This is a genomic window from Tardiphaga sp. 285_C5_N1_2 (assembly GCF_052076065.1).
Taxonomy (GTDB): Bacteria; Pseudomonadota; Alphaproteobacteria; order Rhizobiales; family Xanthobacteraceae; genus Tardiphaga; species Tardiphaga robiniae.
Genome location: NZ_CP197241.1, coordinates 4,916,605 through 4,936,599, shown reverse-complemented (window position 1 = coordinate 4,936,599; position 19,995 = coordinate 4,916,605). Strand labels below are relative to the sequence as shown.

Here is a 19,995-nt window from a genome sequence, read left to right as displayed (position 1 = left end):
TGATTTCATCTAGTTCGCATACCTTGCGGTGAGGTCGCGCGAGATCCGCGAGCCTTCGTCGATATAGCGGCGGATCGCGATACTGGCAGCAGGCGTACAGGTCCGGTAGGTCTGCTGGAAGCCGTTATAGCCACGGTTGAAGCCGGCGATCATGCGGGCGCGGCGCTCGCCGGACGGCGTTTCGGCATCGACCAGCGCCTGCATCTCGTTGCGCCACTTGTTGCCTTCGTTATTGCCGCAGATGCCGCGCAGGTAATGCAGCGCGCCGAGAATTTCTGACATCCGCTGCAGGTCATTGTCGAACGGCGCGGCCGCGTCCTGCGCCCGGGCAGAGCCCGCGCAAAACGTCACGACCGTCAGAATAATGAGCAGATGCTTCAACATGAATGGTCCCGGAACCCGGCTGATATGCCTTTTCAAGGCGCCTGAAGCAAGGCAACGCTTCTGGTGCCGCAAGGAGCTATCTATGGTCCGACCAGATCTTCCGCCATGGCGAGGATCGGGCCGAGGCCATCGGTGGTCTTGAAGGCGCCGAGATCGTCCGGCGCGACCCACTGGAAATCGTCAAGTTCGTCATTCAGCTCGGGCTCGCCAGCCACCCAGCGAGCGGCAAAGGCCATGATCAGGTAGTGGCCGGCCACCTTGTCGTTCGGCAGCACTTCGCGAAAGCCGGACAGGCCGACAATGTCTATGGTCAGTCCGGTTTCCTCCATCACCTCGCGCGCGAGAGCGACGGCGAGGGATTCGCCGAATTCCACGCGTCCGCCGGGCAGTGAATAGAAGCCCTTGCCGGGCGAACGGGCGCGGCGGACCAGCAGTACCTTGCCATCCCGGAAGATGGCGGCGCTGGTGGCGAGTTGTGGATGAGCGGGAGGCGTGTCGGTCACGAGGTCATTGCGCCATGATGCTGTCGACGTCGGATTCCTGATCGCGGCCGTTGATGATGCCGCCGGCCGTTCCGACCATCGGCTTGACCCAGCCGGCAGCCTGCTCGGCCAGCATAGCGCGGGTCCGGTCCTGCTGCACGGTGCGCATGGCTTCGCCGACAGTCGTCAGGATTTGCGTCATGTTCGCCACCAGCGTATCGAATTCTGCACGGATGGCCGGGCGTGCAGCCTCATAGGATGCGATGGCGAGATCGCGGGCCTTGAAGTTGGATTTGATGAAGTGCTCGGCATAGCTGAGCGGCTGCCATTCCAGGAACAGCTCATAGCAGTCCGGCATGTCCGGGATCAGCTCGAGCAACATGATGGCTTCATTGAAGTGATTGAGATAGTCGGTCGCCAGACCCGTGCGTGGATTGATATTGGCGGCCATCAGCTCGGCAGCGGACGCGACGGGGCCGGCACCGGCACTGGCCAGATCGTGATGGTCATGCTGCGCCGGTTGTATGGCCGTCAGGGTCATATGTCGCACTGTTGGTGTTTTGGGTTAAAACCGCCTGAAGAGGCAGGATTGCGGATCGAGAATGTGCGGGCGGTTTGTCATTACATCAGCGCCGGAAGCGTTACGGCAGGTATTCAGTTATATCGAGCAACCGAATTTTCCTGCGAGGTACAATATTGCGCCGACGCAGCCGGTTCCTGTTGTCATCGTTGAAAACGGATCCCGGCATTTCCGTCTAATGCGATGGGGCCTTTTGCCCTCCTGGGTCAAGGACCCGCGGAAGTTTACGCTTCTGATTAATGCACGCGCCGAGACGGTGCAAGAAAAGCCGGCCTTCAAAAACGCGATTCGTCGCCGCCGCTGTCTGATTCCGGCCGATGGCTATTACGAATGGCAAAATCGCGGTGAACGCAAACAACCGTATTTTATCCACCCACGTGCAGGCGGGCCTATGGGATTCGCAGGTCTTGCGGAGACCTGGATGGGACCGAACGGCGAAGAAGTCGACACGGTTGCGATCATCACCGCGGAAGCCAGCACGGGCATGTCGGTACTGCACCATCGCGTGCCGGTGACGATCGCACCCGATCATTTCGGCCAGTGGCTCGATTGCAGTTCGGATAGCGCGTCCGACGTGATGACGATGCTCGCTGCGCCCGCAGACGGCACCTTCGCCTGGCATCCGGTGGCGATGGCCGTCAACAAGGTGGCCAATGACGATGCGCAACTGATCCTGCCGATCTCGGCGGAAGAGGCCGCTGTGGAGCAGGTGAAGCCGATGAGGGCGCCGCGCAAGGTCGTGGTGGTCGAGGACGACGGGCAGGGATCATTGTTCTAGTTCAGGGCGTCAGCGGCCGTCCGTCGAGCCACTTGGCATAGATCACGCGCTTCTGTTCGCCGTAGCCGAGCGACTCATAAAACGCCTGCACCTTGGTATTATCCGAGCGCACCATGAGCTGCATCTTCTCGATGCCGCGCTCGCGCAGCCAGTCTTCGGCTGCACTCATGATGCCGCGGCCGAAATCCTGGCGCTGGTGGTCGGGATCGACCGAGACGTAATAGACCCAGCCGCGATGGCCATCATGGCCGACCAGCACGGAGGCGACGATGGTCCTTCCCTTGCGACCGACCAGGACATCGGCATTGGTGCCTGCGCGCGCCAGCCTGATATCGGCCTCCGGATCGTTCCAGGGCCGCACCAGTCCGCAGCGCAGCCAGAGCTGAACGACCGCTTGAATGTCGGTGTCGACGAGCCGGGCAACTTTCAATGTTGCACCGGCAGCAGCACCTTGCCCGGATTGAGGATGTTCAGCGGATCCAGCATCGCCTTCAAGCTGCGCATCAGCTCGATGGCGACGGGGTCCTTCACCGAGGGCAGCTCAGCCGCCTTCATCTGGCCGATGCCGTGTTCGGCGGAGATCGAACCGCCCATGCGCAGCACAACGTCGAAGACGACTTCGTTGACGTCGTGCCAGCGCGCCAGGAATTTCTCGCGGCCGTCGCTGTCGCCGAGCGTTTCCTTGGGCTGCGTGACATTGTAGTGGATGTTGCCGTCGCCGAGATGGCCGAATGGCACCGGACGTGCGCCGGGCATCAGCTTCACGACGGCAGCATTGGCTTCCGCGATGAAGGCGGGCACGGAAGCGACCGGCACGGAGATATCGTGCTTGATCGATCCGCCTTCCGGCTTCTGTGCCGGCGAGATTTCCTCGCGCAGTTTCCAGAACGCCTGACGGTGGGCGATATTCTCGGCGATCACGGCGTCATCCACGATGCCGTCTTCAAAGCCGCGTTCGAGGATCGCTTCCAGTGTCGCGCGGGCATCGTCGCGTCCCGACGACAATTCCATCAAGACATACCAGGCGTGTTTGCTGGAGAGCGGGTCGCGAATGCCGATGCCATGGCGGACGCTGAAATCCACCGCGATATCGGCGATCAGTTCGAAACTGGTGAGGTTGCCGCCGGCCTCAGAGCGGGAGATGCCGAGCAGCTTCAGCGCATCGTCTGGCGACTTCAGGCCGACAAAGGCGGTCTCGACCGCGCGCGGCTTCGGAAACAGCTTCAGCGTTGCCGCAGTGATGATGCCGAGCGAGCCTTCGGCACCGATGAAGATATTGCGCAGGTCGTAACCGGTATTGTCTTTCTTCAGCTTCGACAGGCCGTTGAGAATGCGGCCATCGGCGAGCACGACTTCGAGGCCGAGGGCCATTTCGCGCGCAACGCCATAGGCGAGGGCGGTCGTGCCGCCGGCATTGCTGGAGAGATTGCCGCCGATGGTGCAGCTGCCTTCGGAGCCCAGCGACAGCGGAAACAGCCGGTCGGCTTCGGCGGCGCGCTGCTGCGCGACCTGCAGCACGAGGCCGGCTTCCACCGTCATGGTGTTGGACGAGGTGTCCAGATCGCGCACCTTGTCCATCCGGCGCATCGACAGCACGACCTCGCCGCCATAAGGCGTCTGGCCGCCGACGAGCCCGGTATTGCCGCCTTGCGGCACCAGTGCGGTGCGGGTCTCGGTGGCGAGCTTGCAGATCGCGGCGACTTCGGCAGTAGAGCCCGGGCGCAGCACCAGCGGCGAGGTGCCGAAAAACAGGTTGCGATCCTCGGTGACGTATTGGTGCACGTCGGCCTGATCGGTGATGGCGTATTTGTCGCCGACGATGGCCCGGAAGCGCGCGATGGTTTCGGGAGAAAGCGTGGGCGGCTTCGGCTGGACGATATTCATAACTATTCCCTAAGCGCGTTTCTTGGTCTTGCGTTCGAGTTACACGGCGGCGCGGCGCAGCCGGTCATTGATGGCTTCGCCGAGTCCGTGATTTGGCACCGGCATCACCGCGATGCCGCTCGCGCCCAAAGCCATAGCAGCGGCGTCGAGCGCGCGAAGATAGCCGAAAAGATTGGTGGCGGCTTCCCCGAGATCGCCCTGTTCAGACAAATTCAGGACAGCGGCGGCGGACTCGATGCCCGGGAGCGGGGCCGATCCGAAAGCCAGTAGCGCCTCGCCGGGATTCACGGCCTCGGCCAGCAGCCGCACCCGTGTCCGCGGCGCATAATGTGAGGCCAGCATGCCCGGCGCCAGCGGCTGGTTTGTATCGCTTGCGGGGTCGTCCGGCGGGCTCGCCAGCGGCTGGCCCAACACCCGCTCGATCGCTTCGCGCGGCAGGCCACCGGGGCGGAGCAGCATCGGCGTGTCGAAACAACCGACGATGGTGGATTCAACGCCCACTTCAACCGGTCCGCCATCGAGAATCATGTCGATCCGGCCATCCAGATCGCTCAGCACATGGGCTGCGGTGGTCGGCGAGACATGCCCGGAGATATTGGCTGACGGCGCCACCACGGCACCGCCAAAGGCCTGCAGGAGCGCGTGGGCCACGGGATGGGCCGGCACACGAATGGCAATGGTGTCGAGGCCGGCGGTGGCCAGATCGGCCACCGGGCAGTCCGCCGCCTTGGGCAGCACCAGCGTCAGCGGCCCCGGCCAGAACGCCTCGGCAAGCGCCAGCGCGCGCGCATCGAATCGGGCAATGCGCCGGGCAGCGGCGAGATCGGCTACATGGGCGATCAGCGGATTGAACGACGGCCGGCCCTTGGCCTCATAGATCCCCGCCACGGCCCGCGGATTGGCGGCATCGGCGCCGAGCCCGTAGACCGTCTCGGTCGGGAACGCCAGCAGCCCGCCCGCGCGCAGGCAGCGCGCCGCCTCCGCAATATGGGCGGCGTCGGCGGGGCTCATCCGGGTGGTCAGGCCTACGGCCATGCGGGGCAGATCCTTGTCTTCAAAATTGGTCAGGCTTCTTTACCGGGGTTCTTGCAGGATGCGAAACCCAAGGCTATAAGCCGCGCTCTTAGTCGGAGTGTGGCTCAGCCCGGTAGAGCACTGCGTTCGGGACGCAGGGGTCGCAGGTTCGAATCCTGCCACTCCGACCACGTTTTTAGGCCATTCAGAGCCTTACCGGGACAGTTATCGGGACAGAAAAGGCCGCAAGCCTCCCGATACCCTAGAAACGCGAAGGGCCGCCTCTGGAAAGGCAGCCCCCAATCGCATTTCGGATAACAGCACCCCCAGCATTACCGAAACGGGAGCGGAGCGGCAAGCCAATCGTTTGCGTGCGCGATTCGGTTTTGCCTATGAGACTGCCCTCGCTATCTCAGCCCTCGCATTTGCGGTGGCCCGATGAGCCGGCAGCATCAGGGCGAAGAAAGCATCGAACTGGTTCCGCTTCCCGGCGGGTATGAGGTTCGGTGGCACGACGGCGCCGGCGGGATAATGCCGCTATGGCATGGCGACAGTCTCAACGAAGCGTGTAGCCGAGCTGCCGAGCACGGGCGCGACTTTGGAAGCCTTCCGGTATGGAGGGCCATCCATTGACCACCGTGGATTTCAAAGACGTCTGGAAGCTGCTCCAGGCCTCAGTGACCGATCGCAAGCTGTCGCCGGTCGCAAAGCTCGCACTGGCAAGGATGCTATGGCACCGCAACGGCGAGACTGGCCGGTGTAATCCCAGCTACGCGACCCTCGCCGATGGCATCAATGTTGGGCGCCGACAGCTGATGCGTGCCGTCAAAGAGCTCGAAGCTGATGGTTGGATTAAGGTCGGTCGAACATCGCGCGCTAAGTCGAAGAGCCTCCGTGGTGGCATGCAGTCGAATAGCTTCACCTTCATCTGGTCGAAGGCTGCTAGTGTCACTGAAGGCACCACCCTAGTGTCACAGGAGACACTAGCTAGTGTCCCTGATGTCACTCCCCCTAGTGACAAATCGATACCGGACCCTAGTGTCACCGGTGACACCCAAAACCTTGAATCTAGAAACCTAGAAATCTTAAACCTTGGCGGCGCCAAAAACGGCGCGCTGCGCTCCAGTGAGCGCGCGCCGCTTCCGGCTTGGGCGAAGCCAGCTGGGAACGGTAAATACCTCGTCGACCTCGACAGTCCCGGCGGCGACCTAATCCGGCGATACCACCAGGCAATCAAAACGCCGCTGCCGAAGACCAGCACTCGCTACAACGCGTTCATCGTGCCTTACGTCACGCCACCAGGCTCAGCCCCGGTGGCAGCATGACCGCAGCGTTCAACCTAGACCATTGTCCGACCGAATGGCGCAACGGCCTGTCGCATCTGGAACAGCGCGCGGAGCCAATCAAGGGCTTCGCGGACAACCGATGGCGCCGAATGCTTGCGAGCTCACGGTGGTTCCTGGGCCAGTGGGCGCCCCGCGCCGATGAACTTGGCTGGTCCGCCTATGACCTGTTCGCAGCCCATCCCGTGGCACCAGCCGCGCGCCTCGACTGCGCTGGCCTGCTGATCAATCTTGGGGCTGCCACCGTCAGCGACATGGACCGCACGCATGCGCACGTCCTGTCTGCCGCTGGATATCCCATGACCTACGACAAGCCCGCGCGCGGTGGCGTGCTGATCTGGGAGATCGCGTGATGTCGGCCGCTCAGCGACAAAAGCGCCGGCGCCAGCGTTGCAATGCCGGGCTCGTGCGCGTCGAGTTCTGGACCGACGAAGCAAACCTGTCTGCAATGCTGACCGCTGGCCGTCGGCTTGATCCGAACAAGGCAGATGATGGCAAAGCTATCAGCGAGGCAACGCGCAGTCTTGTCGAGGATCTAGCGCTCCTTGAGGTTTTACCCGATCGTCACGCGTAACGCCAGGCCACCAACCGAGAGGCAATGATGACGCAGACCGATGGATTGAACGAGCAGATCAAGAAGACGATCGACGAGACGATGGCCGCATTCCATGCACTCGGCATACCGAACGAGGTCGCAGCGGGGCTGCTGGTGGTGCAAGGCGCCATTCGCATGCAGGACCAAGAGGAGATCAGGAAACTGAGAGACTTCCTCGATGGTCTGGCCAACGACTACGACAAAGCCGACGAAGAGGACGAAGAGAATGGCATATCGTGAGCGCCTAAGCGCTCGGCAGCGTGGCTACACCCACAAATGGGACAAGGCAGCAGCAGCGTTCAAGCTTGCGAACCCATTGTGCGTCATGTGTGAAAAACGTGGTCTCGTGACGCCGGTCTACGCCGTCGACCACATCATCCCTCACAAGGGCGACATGACGCTCTTCTGGGATCAAAATAACTGGCAGAGCCTCTGCCGCCCGCACCACAACAACGATAAGCAACACATCGAGCGTAACGGTTATCAGCGAGGCGTCGATATCGATGGCAGGCCGCTTGACCCATCGCATCCATGGAATCGCGAGGGGGGGGCACGGCCCAAAATCTGAGCGCTAAGGGGACCGGACCGCTAGGGTACCTTCCTTCGCGCTGAGAGCAATTCCAGGAGGGGGGGATGATCGGGCTTGGATGATAGGTGAGACGACTTTAGGCAACGGTTGTCTGAGGTTGCGGGTAGGTCTCGTTTCCAGAAACGACCCCCGCTTCGAAACCTGCGGAATTGCGTGTTGTTGTCCCACAGCGGTCCGCTCCGCCCTAACCCTCGATTTTCCGATCCCCGCCCCCCTATCCAGCGTCACGCGTGACATCACAGCTAGTCGGTACCTGCCATGAGTGTTGAAACTCATTGGAGACCGCAGCATGCGCGCGCTAATTTCTATGCCGAAGTCTGGTCCGAACCACGTTGCGCGCGCTGCGTTTGCGGCGGTGATCGGTGCCATCAAGAGCCAGGCGCCGCAGAAAGTGCTGCGCTCGCTGTATCCCGGCGACGAGAAGAGCTTGTCAGTCCTCCAGCGCGCCACTGTGGCGCCCGCGACGACCACACAGGGTGGCTGGGCTTCCGAACTGACGCAGACGGCGTTCCGGGCCTTCCTGACCGACCTGCAGCCCATCAGCGCGGCGAGCCGGTTGATCGCGCTCGGTGTGCCGGCGTTGCTCGACGGCTTCACGGAGGGCAAGTACCCGGCGCGCTCCGGTGCGCCAGCCACAGTGGGGTGGGTGTCCGAAGGCGGGGCCATCCCCGTGGCGCAGCGGCTGCTCAGCACGATCACGATTGGACCGACCCGCAAGCTGGCGCTGCTTACCGTCTTCACCCGCGAGATGGCCACCCGCACTGATGCGGAGGAAGTGTTCACGCAGTTGCTTCGCGAAGACACGGCCGCGACCTTGGACGCGGTGTATTTCTCGACTGCGGCCGGATCTGGATCGGCGCATGCGGGGCTGCTCTACGGTCTGTCTGCCATCCCCGCATCGTCGGCCGGTGGCGATGCTGCCATGAAGGCGGACTTAACCGCTTTGGTGGCGGCAGTGGCGGCGGGCGGTAGCGGCCAGGTCGTGTTCATCATGTCAACGGTCGACGCCACGACGTTCCCAATCAATTTTCCAGAAACTGCGAACAAGGTCACGATCTTCGGCAGCACGGCGGTGCCCGACGGCCGGATCATTGCAGTCGACCCTGTGTCGCTGCTGCACGGTACGGACCCCGCACCTTCGATCGACGCGAGCAACGATACGGCGGTCCACATGAGCGACGCGGCCACGCAGCTCAGTGTAGCGGGTGCGCCGCCGACAGTCGCGGCGCCGGTGGTGTCCATGTTCCAGTCCGGGCAGATCGCGCTCCGCATTCTCGCGGACATCGCCTTTGCCAAGCGAAGGGCAGGGGCCGTGGCCTACATCGACGGTGCCGACTGGTCGGCGGTGGCGTGATGCAGTTCGCACGCATAGGGATCGTCCGTAACGATATCGATGCCGAGTTCAACGCGGCTTTTGACGCATCGGCGCGCAATGTTCGCGAGTTCGCGCGGCAGCATCATCTCAACCAAGCGGAAGAGGCTGAATGTCTACAGGCAGTTCGTGACCGGCTGACGCGGTGGAAGGAAGACCAGAAGTGGGGCCGATCGTGAGAGATTTGGCAGATCTAAGTGCGGAAGAGCGCGAGCATCTTAAGTTTGTGGAACAAGAAGCCGTGCGCGTTCTGACGAAGATTCAGGATCGCATGCGAGTCACCCGGGAGGGCAACGACAAGGCAGTTCGCTACACCCAAGGGGCCGCAGATAGCGGCCGTGAGGCTGTCGAGCTTCTCTTGATTCAGATGTACGCAATTTCGATGGTGCACCGAAAAGAGCGGAAGAAACTTGAGGCTCGCATCGCAGCTTTAGAAGAATTGGTGACACGGCCATGAGCAACGGCGATCGCGTGACATGGCAAGAGGCGGCGATCTGGTCCGGTCTGGTTGCAACGCATTGGACGCTGACCAGGCGCAATCCCACCGACGCCGAGTCCGATGAGATGGTCGCTGTGGCGAGGCAGCTTGCCTCTGAACATCACGCAGCAGTGCAATGAGTTTCACAGTTTTCGCGACCTCGGATGTACAGGCGCGGGATTTTCTCTAACCAATCATGAGAACAGCAAATGACGAACATGATTTCTTCTTTCCCGGCAACCAATCACCCGATGCCGCTACATCGTCATGGTGGGACGCTAGAAGTCATGAGCGAGCTGCAGGTAGGATTCAGTGGGGATGATTACGACTTGCAAGGCTCCGGCAGCATTGATTCACTGCCGACGTATCATCGAGGGACGAGCTTCGGGATCACTGTTTCGAAGGGAGCGCCGATCTTCAAAAACTCTGCGAAGCTCATTTGCCCCAACAGGGTCGACTATCTCGGCAAAGTTGGCGACCGTGTTACAGCGCGATCTGATGGGGACGGTGTGTGGCGGCTCTTCGTCAACCCGGCGTCAGGATCGCAGCTTGTCTTGCGGAGCAATCTAGTGGGGCTGACTTTGTCCGCGGCGGGGTCAACGGCCACCTTCGGCATTGCTGCAGGTGTCGCAGCGGATAGCACCAATGTCTCGATGATGTCGCTGACCTCGGCTTACACCAAGACGACGGCCGCTTGGGCGGCCGGGTCTGGAAACGGGTCGCTCGACGCCAGCACCATTGCTATCAATACTTGGTATCACGTCTACCAAATCCAGCGTCCAGACACCGGCGTTGTTGACGTATGCATTTCGACGAGTGCGTCTGCTCCGACGACTGGCGGAAATATCCCCGCGGCATACACATTGTCCCGCCGTATAGGTGGGATGAAAACAGACGGCTCGTCACAGTGGACGAAGTTCATCCAACTGGGCGATGAATTTTATTGGGACGTGCCTGTCACTGATATCAACGCAGTCGCGTTGGGGACCACCTCAACCCTATATGCGATGAGTGTTCCGCCCGGTTTGTCAGTTGATTTACTCGGCGAGTTTTTCTTTACCAATGCGACCGCAGCGCTCCTTTTGATTCAGTCGCCGCTTGTGTCGACGCAATCCGCAAATACCCCCGCCGGCAATCTTACGATGTTGTCGAATACTGGCTCGAATAGCACGCGCAAAGTCATGACGGACATCTCGCGCCAGATTCGGGCAGTGAGCAGCATCGCCAGCAGCACGTTGTTTGGCGTTACGCTCGGTTGGACCGATCGGCGCGGGCGAGACATCTAAGACGCAATCCATTTAACCGCGATGGCAAGCAACCGGATGGCTCCGTACATTCCAGACAGTCCGGTTGCCCCCAAAACAAAGAGCAGAACGACGCAAATGAGCGGTGCGGAATCCGCGGCCTTCCAGTCCATATGGCAACCTTTGCGTTCCCAGCGGATGCTGAGCGAACGATGTGAGCCGAGGTTGCATTTATAAGCGGCACCGTTTATGAAAGTCAATAAGCGGCACCGTTTATGGAGGGGGATTTGACTCAGTTTACGGCACCGGATAGTGCGGGGCGTATGGGCCGTCCACCGCTGGGAAACAGATCGACAAACGTCCGGATCTCCGAAGAGGTCAAAGATCGGATTCGCGAGTTGGTGGGGGACAAGGGAATGGCACAGTTCATCCGCGATGCGATCGACGAGAAGCTAGCCAAGCGTGAGCAGTCGACCAAGAAGCGGAAGTGAATGGTTGATGTGCTGCCTTAGCGCAGCACCAGGTTATTCGGATCCGTCCAGCGGACCGAAGCCGGGAATGGGCTTGGGTGGGCCGTGAGTGATGAACTGCCAAAGAGGCTGCATCTCCACCACGACCTGCCGCAGCATTTCGGGAAGATCGGTGAGCATGAAGCTCGAACCCATGCCGTCGTCCTCGTGAATATAGCGGAGCCTGACGAATGCGCTCCGGCCGTTCTTTAAAGACCATGCCAGATCTGTAGGAATCATGTCGCCAGTCGTGGCAAGCAGCGCAGCGCGCATGCGGGTCACCTGGGGATTTGCCTCCGCAATATCCCATAGTTGCTCCAGCCGCTTGCGCGACGCCAGCGAGAGCATCTTGAAGAGTGCCTCCAAATCATGGCTTTGAGGCGTCGGTTTGCCCTTCGTTTCCAGCGCAATGATGCACTTGAAGTACAGTTCGGAAGCAAAGGCAGACAGCACCATCGACGGTGAGGCGACCGTTACCAGCAAATCGCGGTGCTGATCGGATCGCAATAATCTATCAGCGATCCGGAAGCGCTCCGCGTTCATGAAAATCTTGAATGGGTCCGGGGCAGGCATCGCGCCGCTATCAAACGCCTTTTGCGTCGCTGCGGATCTTCAGCTTGTAAACAGGGAATGTCGTGCTGTTCCAACGGTTCATTTCCTGACCGCAAACCTCACAATTAGCGCTGTCACTGTCTCTCACAGGCGATCGGTGAAGCTCTGTCTCGTAGACCGATTTGCAGTGCGGGCAAGTGAAGTCGGCGCCTTTGTCTGATCCCCAAACCTTCACCATCAGGCAGCACGAAGCCCGATGAACGGAGCGAACACGCTCCCGCGCATCGCCACCGCATCCCGCGTGGCCGCCGACTGCCTCTCCGAAGCAATGCGTAGGCTCAGCTCCGCAAGGGCCTTGCACGTTTCTGCCCGCTGCAGGACCGCCATGACCGGTGCTCGGTAAATGTACGAGCAATAAATCTCGAAGGCCTCGGTGTCGTGTTCTTGGAGATACTCCACCGCATCACAGAACTCTTTGTAGTCGGCCGAGTCCTCGTCAGATCGTTCCACGACCTTTTTACCACTCAGTATGTCGAGCAGAATCATCGCGCCTTCGCGCTTCAGAGCCGCCTCGGCGGAATCCAATACGAACTGCTTGACCACCTCTGGAACGGTATCACGCCGAAACAATGCTTCAATCGCCTCGCGCTGGTCGGCCATGGACTTGGCGGCGACCTCAAGCCTGCTGATTTCGTCAGCATTGCGGCGAGCAAAATGGGACACAAGCCTTTCAACGATCACTGCGACGAGCACCGCAATGAGCGTGTAGCCGATCGTTTCAGTGGTGGTCATTTTGGTCAGACCTGGGTTTGTCGATGGACGGAAATGGCAATTCGGACTGCTTCAATTCTCGGCGCTTATCCTTAAGGAACTGCTTGAATTGGTCTTCATAAACGTCCCGGATGTTCGACACGTTCCGCTTCCGTACATCAGATTTAATCAGCTTTAGGATATCATCAAGGCAGTAGAAGATCACAACTGCCGTGATTGCCCAGCCTGGAGAAAGCTTGCCGACCGCCATTGCGGTAAAAGCAAACCCCGCCAGTATCACCAAGATCACGTTGCGCGGACGGAAGCCCATCTCCTTGGCTTTGCCAAAGAAGCTGTCCCAGAAGTGCTTATCCACCCGTCGCCCCATGTATTTTTCGACAGCATCGTCTGATTGCATGGTCCACGTCAACTCGCGCGCGACGGCGCCCCCGTGGGGAGTTGATTTATTAACCGAACAGGTGGAGCATGTCCGTGGGCGTAGAAACCCGGACCGAGATAGACCGCATTCCCTGCAAGGAACCGCTAATCGCCTGCAAGCGAGAAGCAGCGGTCGAAGTGTGTAGCGCGCTGGCGTGCGCTCCAACCTGGCCATTATGGCCGGGAGGGCCACGCTATGTCCAGAGGGGCAACCCTTAAAAGCGTCGCCGCCAGTCTCTCGGCTGGTTTCTACCTCCCGGCTGCCGGTCCGCCACCGGCATCGGCCGTAGAAAGCCGCTAAACCGAGAGCGACCTCATGACCCTATCCAGATCCACGTCTCCGCCTCACGCCCCCTCCGCAAGCGCCCCAGGCGCCGTTACATCGTGCCGGCCGCCTGTGATTCCAGATAGCCTCCCTGCTGCAGCCCAGCCCCCTCACAAGCAGATCGAACCACCGGCGGGGTCAGCGGATTCCTCACGCGGCACAGGGGCCGCAACCATAAACCGGAGGACCATTATGAATATGCTCGTTGGCGCTGCGACTATTTCCGCTGCCACTCCTATTCCGCACTCTTACGCGGGTGACACGAATCTCGATGGCGAGTTGATCTCGCTGACCAGAAAGTTTCTCGACCTTTTGCCGGATTATGAACTAGCGCTGGCTCGGGCATCCGATCTGGCTAGCGAATATGACGATCGGATTCCAACCAAGCCGGCAACCTTGCGATGGCGAATGGGGGATACAGTTGGAGTCACCCGCGAAGACCGTGGGGCCTGGTGCAACAATTACGGAATAGCCAGAAACCGCGGCAAGAAGCAGTATGACTGGCATCTAAAAGACGAACACGAGGAAGAGTTCTTCGCGCTGCCAAAGGATCAGCACCTTCTGGAGTACGGCGAGCCCAAGCTCAGCGTGCAGCATATGTTTTCTAAGAAGTTCAGCAAACGCAAACAGAATAGAATGAACAAACTAATTGCCGCGCTCGATCAGCATCACACGGAATGTGATGCTCTCTACGAAGAGATTGGTTGCAAGGAAGCAGACCGCGCGCTCGAGGAACTGGCTGATCCGATCTACGATATTGTTGATGAGATAGATGAGATCGAACCAGTCACCGTCGCTGGGATTCAGGCGAAAGCGACCATCCTTCTTAAGTGGTACTGGCGAGATCGAGATATTGACGATCTAACTTTTCAAGATGGGCTAGCTCATCAACTCATCTCAAAGTTGGCTAGCTCGCCGATCACGATTTAGAAAATTAGCATCTAAGAAACCCGCCGGCCTGAACCGGCGGGTTTCTTTAGTCGATGTTCAATGACCGGGCTTGTCCCGGGCATCACCTCTCCGCACAATGAGCGAAACGCAGGGCCTGATAATGCCGAAGGCGCAATTGCCACTGAATGTCGAGGACGCTGAAGCGATTCAGTACGCCCGTCAGATGGTCGATCGGCTAAAAAACAGCCGCTTCGATTTCATGGGCACCGAGGATATCGCCGCGCTCAACAAGGAAAGCGGCCGGCGCATGGTGCGCGATATGCTGAAGCGTTTCGGTTACAAGCACGTCGATAACCGGGCCATCATTGCCGACTACGCGCGGGACGGCTGGGGCACCGCTGACGAGGCTCTGCGTGAGATGTGGCGCGAGATGTCGAGCAAGGGCGAGACCTGTCACTACCTCAACGCCTACATCGCGGACGTGACGCGCGGCGCCATTAAGCGAAGTCCGGGCCAGCGAAAGGAAGACAACTTCTTCCGTGATGTCGGCGTGACCGCGCTGATCATCGAACTGATGGACCGATATGGCCTGCGACCGACCCGCAACCCGACGACGCAGAAGCGCCTTTCGGCCTGCGCAATCGTTGCGCAGACAATGGGGATGTCGGAGCCCGCAGTCGTGGCCATCTGGCATCGCCTCGGTCCGGCCGTTTAGTCAGTAATGTCAGTGGCTTAAGGTTATAAACAATCGACTTCGAACGTTTCATTCGCCAGGGTCGGAAGAGCCCGCCATTTTGCTGGCATGGATGCGCAACCGACTGAACCGGTCATCGATTTGGACACTCCGCTGCGGCTCGACGTGGCCGTGAGACTCGCGTTCCCCGCAGGCGGCATGTCCGTAAGCGGACTTCGTAAGGAGCGCGACCGGGGCCGGCTCGTCATTGAAAAGCTGGCGGGCAAGGACTTCACTACGCTGCGCTACATCCAACAAATGAGGGAATTATGCCGCGATCAGCGAAAGGCCCCCGACTGTGGCTCGAGCCCGAAGAGCGAGACGCGGAAGGCAAGCTCGTCCGCCGGCAAGCATGGGTCGTCAGAGACGGAAAGAATAAGGTGCGCACGGGCTGCGCTCGAACGGACCGCGCAGGGGCTGAGCAAGCCCTCGCGGATTACATCGCCCGCAAATACCAAGTCCCGCGCGACCGCGGACGTCATCCCTCTGAGATCCTAGTGGTCGACGTGCTGAACATTTACCTTGCAGACAAGGCGCCGAAGCACTCGGACCCGTCCATCACCAAGGCGCGGGTGATGACAATCGCGGAGTGGTGGGGCGACAAGACTTTGGCGGATGTGAACGGCTCGACATGCCGCGAATACGTCTCTCACCGCACGTCGCAGGCCCGCAAGACGGCAAAGCCGGACAAGACAGGCAACCCGGCCCGTATGGTGACGGCCGCCGGCGCGCGTCGGGAACTGGAGGATCTGCGCTCTGCGATCAACTATCACCGCAATGAGGGGCTTTGCTCCGAAATTGTGGGCGTCGCGTTGCCCGAGAAGAGCGCGCCGAGCGAGGATTGGCTGACACGGTCAGAGGCCGCGCGGCTGATCTGGGCGGCATGGCGCGCCAAGCAGAAATTCGGAGAGTGCATAACGGATCGCGATGTCGGCCGGCATGTGGCTCGCTTCATCCTGGTCGGCGTCTACACTGGCACCAGGCATGCAGCCATCTGCTCGGCGGCTTTCACGCCCGCGGTTGGGCGGGGACACATCGACACGGCCTCAGGCGTGTTCTACCGGCGCCGGCAGGGCGCACGGCAGACCAATAAGCGCCAGCCGCCAGTTCGCCTGCCATCCCGTCTACTGGCTCATCTGCGCCGCTGGGAGCGTCTCGGCATCGCCAAGCACGCCGTGGTCGAATGGAACGGAAAGCCGGTGGTGTCAGTCCGCAAGTCGTTTGCTGCCGCCGCCACCGCCGCGAAGATCGACCGACACATCACCCCGCACATTTGCCGGCACACGGCCGCGACCTGGGCCATGCAACGCGGTGCCAATGTCTGGGACGCTGCTGGGTGGCTCGGCATGAGCCCCGAGCTATTGGAGCGGGTCTACGGCCATCACCACCCGGACTATCAGCACGATGTCGCCGAGCGAATGTCGGGACAGGACCGGGACAGAAACGCCGTGAACAAACGCGGATTAACGGCGATGAACGTGACGAAAACCACTGAAAAAACAAGGAATGTAAGATGAAACATAGCGTTCGGGACGCAGGGGTCGCAGGTTCGAATCCTGCCACTCCGACCATGATTTCAATGACTTAGCGTCCTTTTGCGGCGCCGCCGTCTGTCAAGAATCTCCCGATTTTCATCTGAGCACAACCACTCGGGCGCGCGAGCCGCCGCTGCGCGCAGCTATCCGCCCTCAAAAACGCGCTTGCGGGCATTCTCGATATGCGACCGCATAGCTTCGCGAGCTCCGGCTTCGTCTCTGGAGGCGATCGCATCGAGCACGGCCCGGTGCTCCTCTTGCCCACGCAGAAGTCGGTCGCGAGGCTGAATCAAGGAGAGATTTCGATTGAGGGTGATACCCACGCGCACCTGAGACTGGATCGCGGCGAGAGTCGCGGCGAAGAAGCGGTTGCCGGTGGCCTCTGCGACCGAACGGTGGAACGCAATGTCTTCCTCCACGCCCAGCGCGGCATCTGCGATCACTTGATCAAGTGCTGCGATTGCGTCGCGGATCCGGCGCAGACCTTCCGGGTCGTGATCGCGCGCGGCAAGCGCGGCGGCTTCTCCTTCGATGCCGATCCGAAATACGAAACAGCGCTGTATATCGGCAATGCTTCCCACGGGAGCGTAGTTGTAAACGTCTGCCGCGGGACGTCGCATCACGAACGAACCGGCGCCCTGCCGCGATGCGACGACGCCGTCATCGCGCAGCCGCATCAGTGCTTCACGGACAACCGGGCGCGAAACGCCAAGCTGATCTGCCAGGCGTGTCTCAGGAGGGAGCCGCGAATTGACCGGATAGATTCCGACCGTGATCTGGCTGAGGACATGGTCGTAGACGCGGTCGCTAAGCTTTCCCGTCACAGCCGGGCGCTCCGGAATGTCGTCCCGTTTGACCGTTGAGCCCATGTTCACCCCGTCCTTGCTCCGAACATGCTCCAGTCTTTGGCAACATTACATCTTTTTGACAAGTCGGTGCACTCCCGCTGACAATCCGGGATTGCAGCGCTGGCCAAACTGCTGAGGCGCGAGCGGCCGTGAGGGCGTCCGGTCAATCGCGGGCGGCGGCGTCTGACAGCCAGGCTTCGATCAGCCGCTGCACGTGAAGGGCGGAGCGCACGCCATTGGATGGCTCGCGTCGTTGTTCGATTGCATCCAGCATCTCGGTGATCACGCCCCGATGCGGGCCGTGATCAAATGCCATCGGATCGGCACCTCCGCCGCCGGATTGCGCAGTCCCGACGGTCTCTGGCGGACCTTCGTGACGATGGATGACCAATTGAAACGTCTCGAGATAGGCCGAACCGCGCGTGCCCGCGATTTCGATACGCTCCGGATAGCCGGGCCGCGCAACACTGGTGGCATCGAGCACGCCGATGGCACCGCTTTGGAAACGGACCGCGGCCGCGGTCACGTCTTCAGTATCGATCGTTCGGAGCGGCGAGGTCGATGCAAAACCGGCGACGTCCTTGTGCGGCCCCACGAAATGCAAAAGCAGATCGAGCGTATGGATGGCCTGTGTGAGCAATACGCCGCCGCCATCGCGAGCCTTCATGCCGCGGCCCGGTTGACGGAAATAGGCGTCATCACGCCACCAGCGGATCGATGCACTCGCCGACAGGATATCGCCCAGATCTCCCTGATCCAGCACCGCCTTCAGGCGTCGTGCTGCGGGACGAAAGCGATGTTGCAGGCACACGCCGCACCGCACGCCGGCAGCCTCCGTGACGGCCGCGAGTTCCTCACCCCTGGCAACCGATATCTCGACGGGCTTCTCGACCAGAATGTGCTTCCCTGCTGCGGCTGCAGCCTGAACGGTCGCCAGATGCGTTCCAGGGGGCGTCAGTATCAGGACGAGATCGAGATCGGAGCGCGACAGCAAATCCTTTTGGCTATCGAAAACCGGAACGCCCCACTGCTGTGAAAACGCTGACCGCCGGTCCGCTGACGGCGCAAATCCGCCGACGATCGTAATCCGTCCCTGCGCCTGCAATTCAAGCAACGAAAGAATATGCGGCTTCACCGCCATTCCGAGCCCAATCAGGCCGACTCCAATTGGCATGCGTCTCTCCCGATGGCCGACCTTCTCAAGGCGCCGACTTGTCGGCTCTTAGGGGCGGTTATGAAGTCACAGATTGATATGCGAGCGAGCAAGACGGGCAAGGTGCGACATCGCGACATCAGCAAGTCCTGCTCATGATCGGCCGATTGCGATCTCCCAATGCTTGACAGATGTCGCCTAACTCGTCGATGCTATGTTTACAAATAAATGACAACCGCGCGCGACGCGGGTGCATATGCCAGGGAGGAATCGGAAATGCGGATCTGTCCGAATGCATTATTGCGCCCGTTTGCCGGCGCTGTGGCTGTCCTCGCCGTGACGGCCGCTGGTGAACCTCTGAAGGCCGCCGAGCCCATCGTTCTCTCGATCATCGATACCGGGGGAGATCTGGCATCTACCCAGGTCATCATCGAGAACTACAAAAAGGCCAATCCCGACAAGATCAAGGAGATCAGGATTCAGCGCGCGCCGGCGCCGGAGTTGCCGGCCAAGATCAAAGCTCAGCAGGATGCCGGACGGCTGGACATCAACCTTGTGCTGACTGGACAGGACGGTGGTGCGTTTCTCGCGGCCAACAACCAGTTGATCAAGATTCCTGATTTTGAGAAGCTGTTTCCGCGCGATGAGATGACGCCTGCCGGCAAGGCGCTATACGACGAAGGCCGCGATTATATGGTGCCGTCGGTGGGCAACGCCGGCGGGCCGGTGTTCGTCTACAATCCCAGCAAGGTGCCCAACCCGCCGAAAACCGCCGAAGAATTGTTGGCCTGGGCAAAGGCAAATCCGGGCCGGCTGATGTATGCGCGTCCGGCGAATAGCGGACCGGGACGGTCGATCGTACTGGGCATGGCCCACATCCTGAATGACTCAAAGCCGCTTGATCCCGACAAGGGGTGGGACAAGACCTGGGCCTATCTGAAGGAGCTTGGGCAATACGTCGAATACTATCCGACGGGCACCGCGATCACGTTGAAGGAATTCGCCCAGGGGCAACGTTGGATGATTGCCGGCATCATGGAATGGGACATGAAGCCCCGCGCCCAGAGCGTCATCCCGCCGGACTCCAAGATCACCATCCTTCAGAACACGACCTTCGTGGTCGACGGACATTACTGGTGCATCCCCACAGGCGTGCCGAAAGAACAGGTCGACGTCATTCTCGATCTCATGAAGTTCATGCGCCGGCCAGAGCAGCAGGTGCTTTCCTGGCCGGGCTTCATTGGGCCGACGATCACCGCGGCCACCATGGAAAAGGCACCCAAGGAGATTCAGGAACTGGTGAAGGAGTTCTGGCGGCCCGAATACGACGAGGTCGGCACCAAATGGAAAGTATCCCCGCCGCTCGGCGTGAAGGAATTGAGCTACGCGATGGATCGTTGGGACCGGGAAGTGGGCGCAAACCAGGTCAAGAAGTAATCCATTCAATGAGCGTGCGGGTCCGTATGTGCGGGCCCGCCGGTGACCTTGTTGCTTCTTACTCAGAAACGGGACGACATG

27 protein-coding genes and 1 tRNA gene are annotated in these 19,995 nt (G+C 60.6%); 17 read left to right on the top strand and 11 right to left on the bottom strand.

Annotated features, from left to right (window positions below):
- Positions 1-9: 9 nt before the first annotated feature.
- From AB7951_RS23415 to AB7951_RS23405, 3 genes are all read right to left on the bottom strand, one after another.
- Positions 10-384 carry a TIGR02301 family protein gene (locus AB7951_RS23415; RefSeq protein WP_439062190.1) on the bottom strand — a complete coding sequence of 125 codons (375 nt, stop codon included), beginning with the start codon at positions 382-384 and terminating at the stop codon, positions 10-12.
- An 80-nt stretch (positions 385-464) separates the two neighbouring features.
- Positions 465-887: an NUDIX hydrolase gene (locus AB7951_RS23410; protein ID WP_244558193.1), complete on the bottom strand. Its 423-nt coding sequence runs from the start codon at positions 885-887 to the stop codon at positions 465-467.
- Positions 888-891: 4 nt separating this feature from the next.
- Positions 892-1,407, bottom strand: a complete 516-nt coding sequence (locus AB7951_RS23405; protein WP_439062191.1) for a hypothetical protein — start codon at positions 1,405-1,407, stop codon at positions 892-894.
- Between the two features lie 61 nt (positions 1,408-1,468).
- Here AB7951_RS23405 and AB7951_RS23400 point away from each other — a divergent pair, with 61 nt between their 5' ends.
- On the top strand, positions 1,469-2,224 hold the full coding sequence (locus AB7951_RS23400; RefSeq protein ID WP_120288446.1) for an SOS response-associated peptidase: 756 nt from the start codon (positions 1,469-1,471) through the stop codon (positions 2,222-2,224).
- Position 2,225: 1 nt separating this feature from the next.
- Here AB7951_RS23400 and AB7951_RS23395 read toward each other — a convergent pair whose 3' ends face one another.
- Genes AB7951_RS23395 through AB7951_RS23385 form a run of 3 tightly spaced genes read right to left on the bottom strand, consistent with a single transcriptional unit; the run spans position 2,226 to position 5,143 of the window.
- Positions 2,226-2,654, bottom strand: coding sequence for a GNAT family acetyltransferase (locus AB7951_RS23395; protein WP_092139459.1), 429 nt, complete (start codon positions 2,652-2,654; stop codon positions 2,226-2,228).
- A complete protein-coding gene (locus tag AB7951_RS23390) occupies positions 2,651-4,108 on the bottom strand; it encodes an FAD-binding oxidoreductase (RefSeq protein ID WP_439062192.1) in 1,458 nt (485 codons plus the stop codon). Before AB7951_RS23390 ends, AB7951_RS23395 begins: the two co-directional genes overlap by 4 nt.
- 39 nt (positions 4,109-4,147) lie before the next feature.
- Entirely contained in the window at positions 4,148-5,143 is a 996-nt protein-coding gene (locus AB7951_RS23385; RefSeq protein ID WP_439062193.1) for an L-threonylcarbamoyladenylate synthase, read from the bottom strand.
- Between the two features lie 93 nt (positions 5,144-5,236).
- Here AB7951_RS23385 and AB7951_RS23380 point away from each other — a divergent pair.
- The 12 genes from AB7951_RS23380 (at position 5,237) to AB7951_RS23325 (ending at position 11,234) form a co-directional block, all read left to right on the top strand.
- A tRNA-Pro gene (locus AB7951_RS23380) sits at positions 5,237-5,313 on the top strand.
- Positions 5,314-5,760: 447 nt separating this feature from the next.
- Positions 5,761-6,447 carry a helix-turn-helix domain-containing protein gene (locus tag AB7951_RS23375; RefSeq protein ID WP_441256127.1) on the top strand — a complete coding sequence of 229 codons (687 nt, stop codon included), beginning with the start codon at positions 5,761-5,763 and terminating at the stop codon, positions 6,445-6,447.
- Positions 6,444-6,818 (top strand): hypothetical protein, encoded by a 375-nt coding sequence (locus AB7951_RS23370; RefSeq protein ID WP_441256065.1) that lies wholly within the window; start codon positions 6,444-6,446, stop codon positions 6,816-6,818. The genes AB7951_RS23375 and AB7951_RS23370 overlap by 4 nt, the downstream gene beginning before the upstream one ends.
- Complete coding sequence (locus AB7951_RS23365; RefSeq protein WP_441256064.1) at positions 6,818-7,039, top strand: hypothetical protein; 222 nt, start codon at positions 6,818-6,820, stop codon at positions 7,037-7,039. Before AB7951_RS23370 ends, AB7951_RS23365 begins: the two co-directional genes overlap by 1 nt.
- 27 nt (positions 7,040-7,066) lie before the next feature.
- Positions 7,067-7,300 carry a hypothetical protein gene (locus tag AB7951_RS23360; protein WP_441256063.1) on the top strand — a complete coding sequence of 78 codons (234 nt, stop codon included), beginning with the start codon at positions 7,067-7,069 and terminating at the stop codon, positions 7,298-7,300.
- Positions 7,287-7,628, top strand: coding sequence for an HNH endonuclease (locus AB7951_RS23355; RefSeq protein WP_441256062.1), 342 nt, complete (start codon positions 7,287-7,289; stop codon positions 7,626-7,628). The genes AB7951_RS23360 and AB7951_RS23355 overlap by 14 nt, the downstream gene beginning before the upstream one ends.
- 310 nt (positions 7,629-7,938) lie before the next feature.
- Positions 7,939-9,003, top strand: a complete 1,065-nt coding sequence (locus AB7951_RS23350; protein WP_441256061.1) for a hypothetical protein — start codon at positions 7,939-7,941, stop codon at positions 9,001-9,003.
- Complete coding sequence (locus AB7951_RS23345) at positions 9,003-9,200, top strand: hypothetical protein (protein ID WP_441256060.1); 198 nt, start codon at positions 9,003-9,005, stop codon at positions 9,198-9,200. Before AB7951_RS23350 ends, AB7951_RS23345 begins: the two co-directional genes overlap by 1 nt.
- Positions 9,185-9,478 (top strand): hypothetical protein, encoded by a 294-nt coding sequence (locus AB7951_RS23340; RefSeq protein WP_441256059.1) that lies wholly within the window; start codon positions 9,185-9,187, stop codon positions 9,476-9,478. Before AB7951_RS23345 ends, AB7951_RS23340 begins: the two co-directional genes overlap by 16 nt.
- Entirely contained in the window at positions 9,475-9,639 is a 165-nt protein-coding gene (locus tag AB7951_RS23335; RefSeq protein WP_441256058.1) for a hypothetical protein, read from the top strand. The genes AB7951_RS23340 and AB7951_RS23335 overlap by 4 nt, the downstream gene beginning before the upstream one ends.
- Positions 9,640-9,708: 69 nt before the next feature.
- Positions 9,709-10,785: a hypothetical protein gene (locus AB7951_RS23330; RefSeq protein WP_441256057.1), complete on the top strand. Its 1,077-nt coding sequence runs from the start codon at positions 9,709-9,711 to the stop codon at positions 10,783-10,785.
- A gap of 245 nt (positions 10,786-11,030) precedes the next feature.
- The gene (locus AB7951_RS23325; protein ID WP_441256056.1) at positions 11,031-11,234 is read left to right on the top strand and encodes a hypothetical protein; all 204 of its coding nucleotides are present in this window, start codon (positions 11,031-11,033) and stop codon (positions 11,232-11,234) included.
- A 33-nt stretch (positions 11,235-11,267) separates the two neighbouring features.
- On the opposite strand, the gene AB7951_RS23320 is transcribed toward AB7951_RS23325, so the two are convergent.
- The 3 genes from AB7951_RS23320 to AB7951_RS23310 all read right to left on the bottom strand — a co-directional run bounded on the left by AB7951_RS23320 (position 11,268) and on the right by AB7951_RS23310 (position 12,972).
- Positions 11,268-11,795, bottom strand: coding sequence for a hypothetical protein (locus AB7951_RS23320; protein WP_441256055.1), 528 nt, complete (start codon positions 11,793-11,795; stop codon positions 11,268-11,270).
- Between the two features lie 246 nt (positions 11,796-12,041).
- The gene (locus AB7951_RS23315; RefSeq protein ID WP_441256054.1) at positions 12,042-12,596 is read right to left on the bottom strand and encodes a hypothetical protein; all 555 of its coding nucleotides are present in this window, start codon (positions 12,594-12,596) and stop codon (positions 12,042-12,044) included.
- Complete coding sequence (locus AB7951_RS23310; protein WP_441256053.1) at positions 12,583-12,972, bottom strand: hypothetical protein; 390 nt, start codon at positions 12,970-12,972, stop codon at positions 12,583-12,585. The genes AB7951_RS23315 and AB7951_RS23310 overlap by 14 nt, the downstream gene beginning before the upstream one ends.
- A gap of 537 nt (positions 12,973-13,509) precedes the next feature.
- Between AB7951_RS23310 and AB7951_RS23305 the strand changes: the two genes are divergently transcribed.
- The 3 genes from AB7951_RS23305 to AB7951_RS23295 all read left to right on the top strand — a co-directional run bounded on the left by AB7951_RS23305 (position 13,510) and on the right by AB7951_RS23295 (position 16,458).
- A complete protein-coding gene (locus AB7951_RS23305; protein WP_441256052.1) occupies positions 13,510-14,247 on the top strand; it encodes a hypothetical protein in 738 nt (245 codons plus the stop codon).
- 97 nt (positions 14,248-14,344) lie between these two features.
- Positions 14,345-14,923 (top strand): hypothetical protein, encoded by a 579-nt coding sequence (locus tag AB7951_RS23300; RefSeq protein WP_441256051.1) that lies wholly within the window; start codon positions 14,345-14,347, stop codon positions 14,921-14,923.
- 515 nt (positions 14,924-15,438) lie between these two features.
- The gene (locus AB7951_RS23295; RefSeq protein ID WP_441256050.1) at positions 15,439-16,458 is read left to right on the top strand and encodes a tyrosine-type recombinase/integrase; all 1,020 of its coding nucleotides are present in this window, start codon (positions 15,439-15,441) and stop codon (positions 16,456-16,458) included.
- 161 nt (positions 16,459-16,619) lie between these two features.
- Here the strand turns inward: AB7951_RS23295 and AB7951_RS23290 are convergent, their stop codons facing one another.
- Both AB7951_RS23290 and AB7951_RS23285 read right to left on the bottom strand, forming a co-directional pair.
- Positions 16,620-17,345, bottom strand: coding sequence for a FadR/GntR family transcriptional regulator (locus AB7951_RS23290; protein ID WP_439066635.1), 726 nt, complete (start codon positions 17,343-17,345; stop codon positions 16,620-16,622).
- Positions 17,346-17,487: 142 nt separating this feature from the next.
- Positions 17,488-18,498 (bottom strand): Gfo/Idh/MocA family protein, encoded by a 1,011-nt coding sequence (locus AB7951_RS23285; RefSeq protein ID WP_439062197.1) that lies wholly within the window; start codon positions 18,496-18,498, stop codon positions 17,488-17,490.
- Positions 18,499-18,753: 255 nt separating this feature from the next.
- Between AB7951_RS23285 and AB7951_RS23280 the strand changes: the two genes are divergently transcribed.
- Complete coding sequence (locus AB7951_RS23280; RefSeq protein WP_439062198.1) at positions 18,754-19,914, top strand: ABC transporter substrate-binding protein; 1,161 nt, start codon at positions 18,754-18,756, stop codon at positions 19,912-19,914.
- Positions 19,915-19,995 lie beyond the last annotated feature (81 nt).